Origin of the sequence: Streptomyces sp. NPDC058291, from assembly GCF_042880855.1 — a bacterium.
GTDB lineage: Bacteria > Actinomycetota > Actinomycetes > Streptomycetales > Streptomycetaceae > Streptomyces.
The window spans coordinates 1-12,670 of record NZ_JBHVYK010000018.1; the positions used below are offsets into that span (position 1 = coordinate 1).

Below are 12,670 nucleotides of genomic sequence, written 5' to 3' on the forward strand. Positions count from 1 at the left end.
TGGGCTGCTTATTTTTTTTATACCACACAGCCTTCCGTCCGCCCCGCGGGGGGGGGTGCTTGCTCACGCCCCCCCCCCCCGGCCGTCGCCGTTGCGCCTACCCGTCGGTAGCATCCTGGCCATGGCAGACACCAAGCAGGTTGACGAGGCGGCGGACGCCAAGCGGGCCGCCAAGGACGAGCGCACCGCGACGCGGCTCGCCAAGCGGATCGGCGCGTTCTCCCAGGCGCACGGCGGGGCCGAGAGCCAGATCGCGTACCTCGGCGAGCGCGGCGCCCGCATCGTGCTCGTCGGCGAGGACGGCGGCTGGGGCGACCTGGTGGCCCCCTCCGTCGCCGTGGCCGAGGAGGCCGTGCGCAAGGCCGGAGTCACCGTCCACGAGTCCTTCGACGGCGAGTTCGCGGCGAAGGTGCGCACGGGTCCGTACGAGTGGACGCGGATGGCGGGGATCCAGGTCGGCGGACCGAAGAACGGCTGATCGCCTTCTCGGGCGACATCACGCAACACCTGACGCCCGGTTCACCCGTTAGGACCCGTGGAAGCGAACGCGGTCCATCTCCCGGGAGTCCGGATGCTCGAAACGCCGTCCTTGGTGGACCAGTACTGCCATGGCGTCCTGAGAACGGAGCTGGGCCTCGGCACCTTCGAGGCCCAGCTGGCCCGCACCGAGGGGCCGCCCGCGCCGGGCACGACGCTCTTCGACACGCAGACCGGGTTCGCGGTACGCCGCTGGTGCCCCCCGCTCCTCGGCCTGGAACCGCACGCCACGCCCGCCCGGTATCTCGCACGCCGCCGCGAGCTCGGCGTGCTGGAGGCGGGCCGCCGGCTGCTGCGGGGCAGCGGCATCACCACCTACCTGGTCGACACCGGTCTGCCCGGTGATCTCACCGGGCCCGGCGAGCTGGCCGGCGCGGGAGCGGCCGAGGCCCGCGAGATCGTGCGGCTGGAGCTCCTCGCCGAACAGGTCGCCGACACCTCCGGCACCGTCGAGTCCTTCCTCGCCAACCTCGCCGAGGCGGTCCACGCGGCGGCCGCGACCGCCGTGGCCTTCACCTCCGTGGCGGGACTGCGGCACGGACTGACCCTCGCGCCCGAGCCGCCCGGCCCGGGGGAGGTGCGGGGCGCGGCCGGCCGCTGGCTGGCCGCGCGCGGGGTCGGCGGCGAGCTGAGCGACCCGGTGCTGCTGCGGCACCTGCTGTGGATCGCCGTCGCCTCCGGGCTGCCCCTGCAGCTGCACGCGGGACTCGGGGCGCCCGGAGCACGCATCGACCGCACCGACCCCGCCCTGCTGACCGATTTCGTCCGGGCGACCGCGGGTCTGGGCACCGACCTCGTCCTGCTGCACGGCTACCCCTACCACCGTCAGGCCGCCCACCTCGCCGGGGTCTTCCCGCACGTGTACGCCGACTCCGGCGCCGCGCTCGTGCGGACCGGCGCCCGCGCCGCGACGATCCTCGGGGAGATCCTCGAACTGGCCCCCTTCGGCAAGATCCTCTTCTCCAGCGGGGCCCAGGGGCTGCCCGAGCTGCACGTGGTCGGCGCGATGCTGTTCCGCGAGGCCCTGGCCCGGGTGCTGGGGGCCTGGGTCGCTGAGGGCGCGTGGTCGCCGGGGGACGCGCAACGGGTGGCGGGGCTGATCGCCGCGGGCAACGCGCGCCGGGTGTACCGGCTGGGCGGAGCAGGGCGAGACTGAGCGCATGTCCCCTACGGACGTCCCCGCGCGTTACTCCCGCCCGTGCCGGACCGGGAACTCCGCGACTTCGTCGTTCGCGACCAGCGGGACTTCTGGCGGCCCGCCGTCGACAAGGCCCACCTGTGGAGCCAGGACGTGTGGATCGACCTGGGGCTGCTGACCTTCGCCCGGGCGACGGTGACCGTGCGGGACGGCCGTCTGATCTCCAAGCGACAGGCACTCGACGAACTGCCCGCGCCGGGGGCGCCGAAGGAGGTCGTGGTGGACATCGCCCGACGCCGGTACGAGGCGGCGGGGAGCGGGACGGCCGGCGGGGGCCCGCCCGCCCGCCGTGCCGAGTCGACCCGGTACTACCTGGGACCCGCGATCGACGGGCTGGTCGCCTCGTACACGTGACGTACACGCGCGTGGCCCACGCGCGGGTGACTCACGCGCGTGAGCCGACCGTCGCCTCCGCCGCGGGGCCCGGCAGGTCGATCACGGTCTCGGAGCGCTCGCGCAGGGCGAGCAGCACACGCAGCACCGCGATCCACACCAGGCAGGAGCCGAGCATGTGCAGGCCGACGAGGGCTTCGGGGAGGTCCGTGAAGTACTGGACGTAGCCGATGACGCCCTGCCCGAGCAGCACCAGGAACAGGTCCCGGGTACGGTCCAGCGGGTTCTTCGGCGCGTCCACCGCCTTGAGGATGAACCACAGGGCGAAGGTCAGCGTCACCACGATCCAGGCGAGCACGGCGTGCAGCTTGGCGACCGTCTCCCAGTCCAGCGGCATCCGCTCGACCTCGCTGGAGTCACCGGCGTGCGGGCCCGCGCCGGTCACCACCGTGCCGACGGCGATCAGCAGCGTGGAGGCGGCGACCAGGAACCACACCAGCTGCCGCACGGGCCTGCCGACCAGCGGGCGCGGCTCCCCGTCGCCCTCCTTGGCGCGCTGCCACATCACCGCGGCGACCGCGAGCAACGCCGATGCGGCCAGGAAGTGCGCCGCGACCGTGTACGGGTTGAGGCCGACGAGCACCACGATCCCGCCGAGCACCGCGTTGCTCATCACCAGCCAGAACTGCGCCCAGCCCAGCCGGGTCAGGCTCCGGCGGTACGGCTTCTGGGAGCGGGCGGCGATGATCGCCCAGCCGACGGCCGCGCAGAGCACGTACGTCAGCATGCGGTTGCCGAACTCGATGGCGCCGTGGAAGCCCATGGCGCCGGTCGCGGTCAGCGAGTCGTCGGTGCACTTGGGCCAGGTCGGGCAGCCCAGGCCGGAGCCGGTGAGCCGGACCGCGCCGCCGGTGACCACGATGACCACCGACATCACGAGCGCGAACAGGGCCGCCCGCCGAACCGTCCGGGGGGTCGGCGTCCAGCGCGCGGCGATGAAGGCGAGGGGGTTGCGCACGGCGGCTACGGCGTCGGCGGGGGTCACGTTCAGCACGCCTCCATCGTAAGCGGGCCGCTTGTGCACGCTTTCACGAGGGTGCCTCCGCGACGGGCCGCCTCACTCCCAGCGGAAGAACCGGCCGGCCGCCGCGAGCCCGACGACCGCCCAGACCGCGAGGACCGCCAGGTCGCCCCAGGGCGTGCCGGCGCCGTGCTGGAGCACGTCCCGCAGGCCGTCGGAGAGGGCCGTGATGGGCAGCAGGCCGAGGACGTCCTGAGCGGCGGGCGGGAACTTGTCGAGCGGCACGATCACCCCGCCGCCCACCAGCAGCAGCAGGAAGACCAGGTTGGCGGCGGCCAGCGTCGCCTCCGCCTTCAGGGTGCCGGCCATCAGCAGACCGAGGCCGGAGAAGGCGGCGGTGCCGAGGACCAGCAGCAGCAGGACGGCCGCCGGGTCGCCGTGCGGGTCCCAGCCGAGGGCGAACGCGATCGCCGTCAGCAGGATCACCTGAAGGATCTCCGTGACCAGGACCGACAGCGTCTTCGCCGTCATCAGGCCCCAGCGCGGCAGAGGCGAGCAGGCCAGGCGCTTCAGCACGCCGTAGCGCCGTTCGAAGCCGGTGGCGATGGCCTGCCCGGTGAAGGCCGTGGACATCACGGCGAGCGCGAGGATGCCGGGGGCGAGGAAGTCCACCGCCTCGCCCGCGCCCGTGTCGACGATGTCCACCCCGCTGAACAGGAGCAGCAGCAGGGTCGGGATCACGACGGTGAGCAGCAGCTGCTCGCCGTTGCGCAGGAGCATCCTGGTCTCCAGCGCGGCCTGGGCCCCGATCATGCGGGGAAGGGGGGCGGCCCCGGGGTTCGGCGTGTAGGTGCCGTTGGCGGTCACGAGCGCAGCTCCTTGCCGGTCAGCTCCAGGAAGACGTCCTCCAGCGTGTGCCGTTCCACCGAGATCCGGTCCGGCATCACCCCGTGCTGCGCGCACCACGAGGTGACCGTGGCGAGCAGCTGCGGGTCGACCTTGCCCATGACCCGGTAGGAGCCGGGGGTCAGCTCGGCGGCGGAGCTGTCGGCGGGCAGGGCCTTGAGCAGCGAGCCGACGTCGAGTCCGGGGCGGCCGGTGAAGCGCAGGGTGTTCTCGGCGCCGCCGCGGCACAGCTGCTCGGGCGAGCCCTGGGCGATGACCTCGCCCCCGTCGATGATCGCGACGTCGTCGGCGAGCTGCTCGGCCTCGTCCATGTAGTGGGTGGTCAGGATGACCGACACGCCGTCCGTGCGCAGGTCCCGCACGAGATCCCAGGCGGCGCGGCGGGCCTGTGGGTCGAGGCCGGCCGTCGGCTCGTCCAGGAACACCAGTTCCGGCCGGCCCACGACGGCCATCGCGAGCGCGAGGCGCTGCTGCTGGCCGCCGGAGAGCCGGCGGTAGGCCGTGCGGCCGCAGGAGCCCAGACCGAGGCGCTCGACGAGGGCGTCGACGTCCAGCGGGTGCGCGTGCAGCCGGGCCACGTGCCGCAGCATCTCGTCGGCCCGCGCGCCGGAGTACACACCGCCCGACTGCAGCATCACGCCGATCCGGGGGCGCAGCTGGGCGGCCTGTCCGACCGGGTCGAGCCCGAGGACGCGGACCGTGCCGGAGTCCGGTCTGCGGTACCCCTCGCAGATCTCGATCGTGGTCGTCTTGCCGGCGCCGTTGGGTCCGAGGACGGCGGTGACGCCCGCCCCGGCCGTCAGGTCGAGGCCGTTCACCGCGGTCTTCGCCCCGTACCGCTTCACCAGGGCCTGGACCCGGACGACAGGCTCGCTTCGCATGACCAGAGTCTAGGTTCGCCGGCGGGGGACCGGACCGGGGGGTACGGGAACCGGTCACCCGTGACGGATCGCGGGACCGGCGGGTTCAGATCTCGTCCTCGCGGGACCGGTGCAGGGGCAGCCACCGCTGGGCGTAGGCCACGGCTTCCGCGACCGGGAACAGCCGCGCGTCGGCCGCGCCGACCCTGCCCCGTACGACGCCCCGGTCGCGTTCGAAGTCGTGGCCGAGTTCGTCGAAGCGGTGGGAGTCGATGGACACCTCGGTGACGACCTCCCAGGTTCCGTCCGGTCCCGGTCGGCCGACCTCGACGAGTGGGGCCGGGATCCGGTACTCGGCCAGGTGGAAGCTGGTGCAGGTGGCGTAGCCGGTGCCGAGGAGCAGGGCCCGTGCGCCCGCCTTCTCCAGCCGGGCCAGCGGGCTGTTCTCGCCGAGCCGGCAGTCTGGGGCATGGCCCGCGACCAGCTCTGCCGCCCGCGCCCCGAGAGCCGCGAACGAGGTCTGCGGATGGGCGCTGCGCAGGGCGCCGGGCCAGGTGCGGAGCGTCTCAGGGACGACGCCCACGCCGAGGGCGGGGGTGATGAGCGGGTCATAGGCGGGCATGGCCGCCCGGATCCGCTCCCACCACTGCGCGGGAACCGGCGGATTGCTCCACAGGGCCGGGTCGGACAGGTCGCCGGACTGGGTGGGGACCACGATCGTGCCGTCCGGTCCGACCGCGTCGAGCAGTCCCCGAACGACCGCGACGGCGCCTGCGCACACCCAGCCGAGGGAACTGAGCGAGGAGTGCACGAGGAGGATCTCCCCGGGTTCGACACCCAGCGCCCGAAGGTCGGCGGCGAGGGTGGCGCGGGTGACGAGTGGGCCGGTGGGAGGGGGTATGGGCATGGTCCGGCAGTCTCCTGCAAGGGCCCGTCGGGGACCAGTGGGTTTCCCGCTCGTCCACCCTCGTCCGACCGGCCGGAGAACGTTCCCGCAGGTCACGTTAGGTTCGCCTAAGTGACACAGGGCACCGCGCCCGGGCGTGGACGCCGCTTGCCTGCCTCTGAGGAATTACGCAACAATGGCGTTGTGAAAAACGTCGGCGAGGTTCGGGAGATCCCCACGGGGTCCCCCCAGGAGGAGCTCGCGACCGGGGAGCGGTCCACCCGCAACCGGGTCGCGCGATCCATCCTGGACCACGGGCCGTCGACCGTCACCGAGCTGGCCGGACGGCTGGGGCTCACCTCGGCCGCCGTACGCCGCCACCTCGACGCCCTGGTGGCCGACGACGTCGTGGAGGCCCGCGAGCAGCGGGTGTACGGAGCCCGCACGCGCGGGCGCCCCGCCAAGGTCTTCGCCCTCACCGACTGCGGCCGCGACGCCTTCGACCAGTCCTACGACAAGCTCGCCGCGGACGCCCTGCGCTTCATCCAGGAGCGGTTCGGCGGGGACGAGGCGGTCGTCGCCTTCGCGCGCGCCAGGATCGCCGAGCAGGCCGCCGCGTACCGCGAGGCCGTCGAGGCCGCCGCCCCCGAGGAGCGCACCGAAGCCCTCGCCAGGGCCCTGAGCGCGGACGGGTACGCTGCTACGGCGCGCAGCGCACCGGTCGGCGAGCAGCTGTGCCAGCACCACTGCCCCGTCGCCCATGTCGCGGAGAAGTTCCCGCAGCTCTGCGAGGCGGAGACCGAGTTCTTCTCGCAGCTGCTCGGAACGCACGTCCAGCGGCTGGCGACCATCGCCCACGGCGACGGCGTCTGCACGACGTTCATCCCCAGAGTTTCCACAGCCACCCACAACGCATCCGCAAGCACGGCCGGGAGGAACCCCGCATGACGCTCCCCACGGAGACTGCCCACCCCGAACTCGAGGGCCTGGGTAAGTACGAATACGGCTGGGCCGACTCCGACACGGCCGGCGCCTCTGCGAAGCGCGGCATCAACGACGACGTCGTCCGGGACATCTCCGAGAAGAAGTCGGAGCCGGAGTGGATGACGAAGCTCCGCCTCAAGGGCCTCAGGCTCTTCGAGAAGAAGCCCATGCCGAACTGGGGCTCGGATCTGTCGGGCATCGACTTCGACAACATCAAGTACTTCGTGCGCTCCACCGAGAAGCAGGCGGAGTCCTGGGAGGACCTGCCCGAGGACATCAAGAACACGTACGACAAGCTCGGCATCCCCGAGGCGGAGAAGCAGCGCCTCGTGGCCGGCGTCGCGGCCCAGTACGAGTCCGAGGTCGTCTACCACCAGATCCGCGAGGACCTGGAGGAGCAGGGCGTCATCTTCCTCGACACCGACACCGCGCTGAAGCAGCACCCGGAGCTCTTCAAGGAGTACTTCGGCACGGTCATCCCGGTCGGCGACAACAAGTTCGCGTCGCTGAACACCGCGGTGTGGTCCGGTGGCTCCTTCATCTACGTGCCGAAGGGCGTGCACGTCGAGATCCCGCTCCAGGCCTACTTCCGCATCAACACGGAGAACATGGGCCAGTTCGAGCGGACCCTGATCATCGTCGACGAGGGCGCCTACGTGCACTACGTCGAGGGTTGTACGGCCCCGATCTACAAGTCGGACTCGCTGCACAGCGCCGTGGTCGAGATCATCGTCAAGAAGAACGCCCGCTGCCGTTACACGACCATCCAGAACTGGTCGAACAACGTCTACAACCTGGTCACCAAGCGCGCCGTGGCGTACGAGGGCGCGACCATGGAGTGGATCGACGGCAACATCGGCTCCAAGGTGACGATGAAGTACCCGGCCGTCTACCTGATGGGCGAGCACGCCAAGGGCGAGACCCTCTCCATCGCCTTCGCGGGCGAGGGCCAGCACCAGGACGCCGGCTCCAAGATGGTCCACATGGCGCCGAACACGTCGTCCAACATCGTGTCGAAGTCCGTGGCGCGTGGCGGCGGCCGTACCTCCTACCGCGGTCTCGTCGAGATCGGCGAGGGCGCGCACGGCTCGAAGTCCAACGTGCTGTGCGACGCGCTCCTCGTCGACACCATCTCCCGCTCCGACACGTACCCCTACGTGGACGTCCGCGAGGACGACGTGTCCATGGGCCACGAGGCGACCGTCTCCAAGGTCAGCGACGACCAGCTCTTCTACCTGATGAGCCGGGGCATGACCGAGTTCGAGGCGATGGCGATGATCGTGCGCGGCTTCGTCGAGCCCATCGCGAAGGAACTGCCGATGGAGTACGCGCTGGAACTCAACCGGCTGATCGAGCTGCAGATGGAGGGCGCGGTCGGTTAGGGCCCGCCCCCGACCCGCCCCCCGACAGCAGCGCAGCAATTTTCTGACGTAGGAAGAGAGCAGACCGACAGCCATGGCTGAGGCTACGAATATCCCGGTGGGGTCCACCACCGCCGGCCAGATCGCGGTGGCCGCCGAGTCGACCGTCGCCACGCGCATGAGCGCGCCCGCCTCCTTCGACGTGAAGGACTTCCCGGTCCCGCACGGTCGCGAGGAGGAGTGGCGGTTCACGCCGCTGGAGCGGCTGCGCGGGCTGCACGACGGCACCGCCGTCGCGACCGGCGAGGGCGTCAAGGTCGCCGTCGAGGCGCCCGAGGGCGTCACCGTCGAACTCGTGGACCGCGACGACCCGCGCCTCGGGAAGGCGGGCACCCCCGTGGACCGGGTCGCCGCCCAGGCGTACTCCGCCTTCGAGAAGGCCGGCGTGGTCACCGTCCCCAAGGAGACGGTGCTCACCGAGCCGATCCGCATCGCGGTGCACGGCGAGGGCGGGGTCTCCTACGGCCACCAGGTCATCGAGCTGGGCGCCTTCGCCGAGGCCGTCGTCGTCATCGACCACACCGGTGACGCCGTGATCGCCTCCAACGTCGACTACGTCCTCGGGGACGGCGCGAAGCTGACCGTCGTCTCCGTCCAGGACTGGGACGACAAGGCCGTGCACGTGGCCCAGCACAACGCCCTCGTCGGCCGCGACGCGACCTTCAAGTCGGTCGTCGTGACCTTCGGCGGGGACCTCGTCCGTCTGCACCCGCGCGTCGCCTACGCCGGCCCCGGCGCCGAGGCCGAGCTGTTCGGCCTGTACTTCACGGACGCCGGTCAGCACCAGGAGCACCGCCTCCTGGTCGACCACAACGTCCCGCACTGCAAGTCCAACGTCGTCTACAAGGGCGCCCTCCAGGGCGAGGGCGCGCACGCCGTGTGGATCGGCGACGTGCTCATCGAGGCCACGGCCGAGGGCACGGACACCTACGAGATGAACCGCAACCTCGTCCTCACCGACGGCGCGCGGGTCGACTCGGTGCCGAACCTGGAGATCGAGACCGGCGAGATCGTCGGCGCCGGCCACGCCTCGGCCACCGGCCGCTTCGACGACGAGCAGCTCTTCTACCTGATGGCCCGCGGCATCCCGGCCGACGAGGCCCGTCGCCTGGTGGTCCGCGGCTTCTTCGCCGAGCTGGTCCAGCAGATCGGCGTCGACGACATCGAGGAGCGTCTCCTCGCCCGGATCGAGACCGAGCTGAAGGCCACCGTCTGATGGCCGACGACCGTGCTCGATTCGTCCGGGCGTGCGCGCTGAGCGAGCTGGAGGAGGACACCCCGAAGCGGGTGGAACTCGACGGCACGCCGGTCTCGGTCGTCCGCACCGCAGGGGAGGTGTTCGCCGTCAACGACATCTGCTCGCACGCGAACGTCTCGCTCTCGGAGGGCGAGGTGGAGGACTGCCAGATCGAGTGCTGGCTGCACGGCTCCTCGTTCGACCTGCGCACCGGCAAGCCGTCCGGCCTTCCCGCGACGCGCCCCGTCCCCGTATACCCCGTAAAGATCGAAGGGGACGACGTGCTCGTCTCCCTTTCCCAGGAGTCCTGAGGCACCCATGGCAACGCTTGAAATCCGAGACCTGCACGTCACCGTCGAGGCCGACAACGCCACGAAGGAGATCCTCAAGGGCGTCGACCTCACCGTGAAGCAGGGCGAGACGCACGCCATCATGGGCCCCAACGGCTCCGGCAAGTCGACGCTCGCCTACTCGCTCGCGGGTCACCCGAAGTACACGATCACCGGGGGCACCGTCACCCTCGACGGCGAGGACGTCCTGGAGATGTCCGTCGACGAGCGCGCCCGCGCCGGCCTGTTCCTCGCGATGCAGTACCCGGTCGAGGTCCCCGGCGTCTCCGTGTCGAACTTCCTGCGCACCTCCGCCACCGCCATCCGCGGCGAGGCCCCCAAGCTGCGCACCTGGGTGAAGGAGGTCAAGGAGGCCATGGAGCGCCTCCACATGGACACCTCCTTCGCCGAGCGCAACGTCAACGAGGGCTTCTCCGGCGGCGAGAAGAAGCGCCACGAGATCCTCCAGCTGGAGCTGCTGCGGCCGAAGGTCGCGATCCTCGACGAGACCGACTCCGGCCTCGACGTCGACGCCCTGCGCATCGTCTCCGAGGGCGTCAACCGCGTCCGCGAGACGGGCGAGGTCGGCACCCTGCTGATCACGCACTACACGCGCATCCTGCGCTACATCAAGCCCGACTTCGTCCACGTGTTCTCCGCGGGCCGCATCGTCGAGTCCGGCGGCGCCGAGCTCGCCGACAAGCTGGAGAACGAGGGTTACGAGGTCTACACGAAGGGTGGCGTATCCGCGTGACGCAGCTGCCGGGCCTCCTCGACGTCGAGGCGATCCGCAAGGACTTCCCCATCCTGGACCGTCAGGTCCACGACGGTAAGAAGCTCGTGTACCTGGACAACGCGGCGACGTCGCAGAAGCCGCGCCAGGTGCTGGACGCCCTCAACGAGTACTACGAGCGCTACAACGCCAACGTCCACCGCGGTGTGCATGTGCTCGCCGAGGAGGCCACGGCGCTGTACGAGGGCGCGCGCGACAAGGTCGCCGCGTTCGTCAACGCGCCCAGCCGCGACGAGGTGATCTTCACCAAGAACGCCTCGGAGTCGCTCAACCTCGTGGCCAACATGCTGGGCTGGGCCGACGAGCCCTACCGCGTGGACTCCGAGACCGAGATCGTCATCACGGAGATGGAGCACCACTCCAACATCGTGCCGTGGCAGCTGCTGGCGCAGCGCACGGGCGCGAAGCTGAAGTGGTTCGGCCTCACCGACGACGGCCGGCTGGACCTGTCGAACATCGACGAGATCATCACGGAGAAGACGAAGATCGTCTCCTTCGTGCTGGTGTCGAACATCCTCGGCACCCTGAACCCGGTCGAGGCGATAGTGCGCCGCGCGCAGGAGGTCGGCGCACTGGTGTGCATCGACGCCTCGCAGGCCGCGCCGCACATGCCGCTGGACGTGCAGGCCCTGCAGGCCGACTTCGTGGCCTTCACCGGCCACAAGATGTGCGGCCCGACCGGCATCGGCGTCCTGTGGGGCCGCCAGGAGCTGCTGGAGGACCTCCCGCCGTTCCTGGGCGGCGGCGAGATGATCGAGACCGTGTCGATGCACTCCTCGACCTACGCTCCGGCCCCGCACAAGTTCGAGGCGGGCACCCCGCCGATCGCCCAGGCCGTGGGCCTGGGCGCGGCGATCGACTACCTGTCCGCGATCGGCATGGACAAGATCCTCGCCCATGAGCACGCGCTCACCGAGTACGCGGTGAAGAGGTTCGGCGAGGTCCCCGACCTGCGGATCATCGGCCCCACGACGGCCGAGGACCGGGGCGCGGCGATCTCCTTCACGCTCGGTGACATCCACCCGCACGACGTGGGCCAGGTGCTGGACGAGCAGGGCATCGCGGTCCGGGTGGGCCACCACTGCGCGCGGCCCGTCTGCCTGCGCTACGGAATTCCCGCGACCACGCGAGCGTCGTTCTATCTGTACTCCACGCCGGCCGAGATCGACGCTCTGGTCGACGGTCTGGAGCACGTACGGAACTTCTTCGGCTGAGGGGTTGGCGAGCGAGCGCATGAAGCTGGACTCGATGTACCAGGAAGTCATCCTGGACCACTACAAGCACCCGCACGGGCGCGGTCTGCGCGATGGCGACGCCGAGGTGCACCACGTCAACCCGACGTGCGGCGACGAGATCACCCTGCGGGTCAAGTACGACGGCACGACGATCGAGGACGTCAGTTACGAGGGCCAGGGCTGTTCCATCAGCCAGGCCAGCGCCTCCGTCCTGAACGACCTGCTGGTCGGCAAGGACCTGGCCGACGCGCGGAGGATCCAGGAGACCTTCCTGGAGCTGATGCAGTCCAAGGGCCGGATCGAGCCCGACGACGCGATGGAGGAGGTGCTGGAGGACGCGGTCGCGTTCGCCGGCGTCTCCAAGTACCCGGCCCGGGTCAAGTGCGCCCTCCTCAGCTGGATGGCGTGGAAGGACGCGACGGCCCAGGCTCTGGACGGGGCCGACGCCGAAAGGAAGACCGCATGAGCGAGACCGTTGAGATGAAGCCGGCCTCGGAGGAGGAAGTCCGCGAGGCGCTGTACGACGTCGTCGACCCCGAGCTGGGCATCGACGTGGTCAACCTCGGCCTGATCTACGGCATCCACATCGACGACGCGAACATCGCGACGATCGACATGACCCTGACGTCGGCGGCCTGTCCGCTGACGGACGTCATCGAGGACCAGGCCAAGTCCGCCACGGACGGTCTGGTCAACGAGCTGCGCATCAACTGGGTCTGGATGCCGCCGTGGGGCCCGGACAAGATCACGGACGACGGCCGCGATCAGCTGCGCGCGCTCGGCTTCAACGTCTGAGGTCGCAGGGACCCGAGAATCCGAGGACCTGACAGGTGTGGGCCCCGCCCGTTGGGGGGGCCCACCACGGAGGGGGGTGCGGGGGGCACCCGGCAGCCGGCACCGGGCGGGCAAAGTAAGACAGGCGCGTGGTGG

Annotated in this window: 14 protein-coding genes and 1 pseudogene; 11 read left to right on the forward strand and 4 right to left on the reverse strand. The window is 70.8% G+C overall.

Going from position 1 to position 12,670, the window contains the following annotated elements:
• Positions 1-121 precede the first annotated feature (121 nt).
• The 3 genes and pseudogenes from ACFVYK_RS11880 to ACFVYK_RS11890 form a co-directional block, all read left to right on the forward strand.
• The gene (locus ACFVYK_RS11880; protein WP_389771865.1) at positions 122-478 is read left to right on the forward strand and encodes a hypothetical protein; all 357 of its coding nucleotides are present in this window, start codon (positions 122-124) and stop codon (positions 476-478) included.
• A 93-nt stretch (positions 479-571) separates the two neighbouring features.
• Positions 572-1,693, forward strand: coding sequence for an amidohydrolase family protein (locus ACFVYK_RS11885; protein WP_389771868.1), 1,122 nt, complete (start codon positions 572-574; stop codon positions 1,691-1,693).
• Between the two features lie 21 nt (positions 1,694-1,714).
• A pseudogene (locus ACFVYK_RS11890) lies at positions 1,715-2,089 on the forward strand (aminoglycoside adenylyltransferase domain-containing protein); the annotation flags it as partial.
• Between the two features lie 31 nt (positions 2,090-2,120).
• Here the strand turns inward: ACFVYK_RS11890 and ACFVYK_RS11895 are convergent.
• From ACFVYK_RS11895 to ACFVYK_RS11910, 4 genes are all read right to left on the reverse strand, one after another.
• Entirely contained in the window at positions 2,121-3,113 is a 993-nt protein-coding gene (locus ACFVYK_RS11895; protein WP_389772089.1) for a heme A synthase, read from the reverse strand.
• A 72-nt stretch (positions 3,114-3,185) separates the two neighbouring features.
• Positions 3,186-3,902, reverse strand: a complete 717-nt coding sequence (locus ACFVYK_RS11900) for an ABC transporter permease (protein WP_389772092.1) — start codon at positions 3,900-3,902, stop codon at positions 3,186-3,188.
• A gap of 50 nt (positions 3,903-3,952) precedes the next feature.
• On the reverse strand, positions 3,953-4,876 hold the full coding sequence (locus ACFVYK_RS11905; protein WP_389771870.1) for an ABC transporter ATP-binding protein: 924 nt from the start codon (positions 4,874-4,876) through the stop codon (positions 3,953-3,955).
• 85 nt (positions 4,877-4,961) lie between these two features.
• On the reverse strand, positions 4,962-5,762 hold the full coding sequence (locus tag ACFVYK_RS11910; protein WP_389771873.1) for an aminoglycoside N(3)-acetyltransferase: 801 nt from the start codon (positions 5,760-5,762) through the stop codon (positions 4,962-4,964).
• 183 nt (positions 5,763-5,945) lie between these two features.
• Between ACFVYK_RS11910 and ACFVYK_RS11915 the strand changes: the two genes are divergently transcribed.
• The 8 genes from ACFVYK_RS11915 (at position 5,946) to ACFVYK_RS11950 (ending at position 12,535) form a co-directional block, all read left to right on the forward strand.
• Complete coding sequence (locus ACFVYK_RS11915; protein WP_389771875.1) at positions 5,946-6,689, forward strand: helix-turn-helix transcriptional regulator; 744 nt, start codon at positions 5,946-5,948, stop codon at positions 6,687-6,689.
• Entirely contained in the window at positions 6,686-8,107 is a 1,422-nt protein-coding gene (gene sufB, locus ACFVYK_RS11920; RefSeq protein WP_389771877.1) for a Fe-S cluster assembly protein SufB, read from the forward strand. Before ACFVYK_RS11915 ends, sufB begins: the two co-directional genes overlap by 4 nt.
• A gap of 73 nt (positions 8,108-8,180) precedes the next feature.
• The gene (sufD, locus tag ACFVYK_RS11925) at positions 8,181-9,362 is read left to right on the forward strand and encodes a Fe-S cluster assembly protein SufD (RefSeq protein ID WP_389771880.1); all 1,182 of its coding nucleotides are present in this window, start codon (positions 8,181-8,183) and stop codon (positions 9,360-9,362) included.
• Positions 9,362-9,694 (forward strand): non-heme iron oxygenase ferredoxin subunit, encoded by a 333-nt coding sequence (locus ACFVYK_RS11930; RefSeq protein ID WP_351365226.1) that lies wholly within the window; start codon positions 9,362-9,364, stop codon positions 9,692-9,694. Before sufD ends, ACFVYK_RS11930 begins: the two co-directional genes overlap by 1 nt.
• Before the next feature lie 7 nt (positions 9,695-9,701).
• Positions 9,702-10,466, forward strand: coding sequence for a Fe-S cluster assembly ATPase SufC (sufC, locus tag ACFVYK_RS11935; protein ID WP_389771883.1), 765 nt, complete (start codon positions 9,702-9,704; stop codon positions 10,464-10,466).
• Entirely contained in the window at positions 10,463-11,719 is a 1,257-nt protein-coding gene (locus tag ACFVYK_RS11940) for a cysteine desulfurase (protein WP_389771885.1), read from the forward strand. The genes sufC and ACFVYK_RS11940 overlap by 4 nt, the downstream gene beginning before the upstream one ends.
• Before the next feature lie 19 nt (positions 11,720-11,738).
• Positions 11,739-12,206 carry a Fe-S cluster assembly sulfur transfer protein SufU gene (gene sufU, locus ACFVYK_RS11945; RefSeq protein WP_389771888.1) on the forward strand — a complete coding sequence of 156 codons (468 nt, stop codon included), beginning with the start codon at positions 11,739-11,741 and terminating at the stop codon, positions 12,204-12,206.
• A complete protein-coding gene (locus ACFVYK_RS11950; RefSeq protein WP_389771891.1) occupies positions 12,203-12,535 on the forward strand; it encodes a metal-sulfur cluster assembly factor in 333 nt (110 codons plus the stop codon). Before sufU ends, ACFVYK_RS11950 begins: the two co-directional genes overlap by 4 nt.
• The last annotated feature ends 135 nt before the right edge of the window (positions 12,536-12,670 follow it).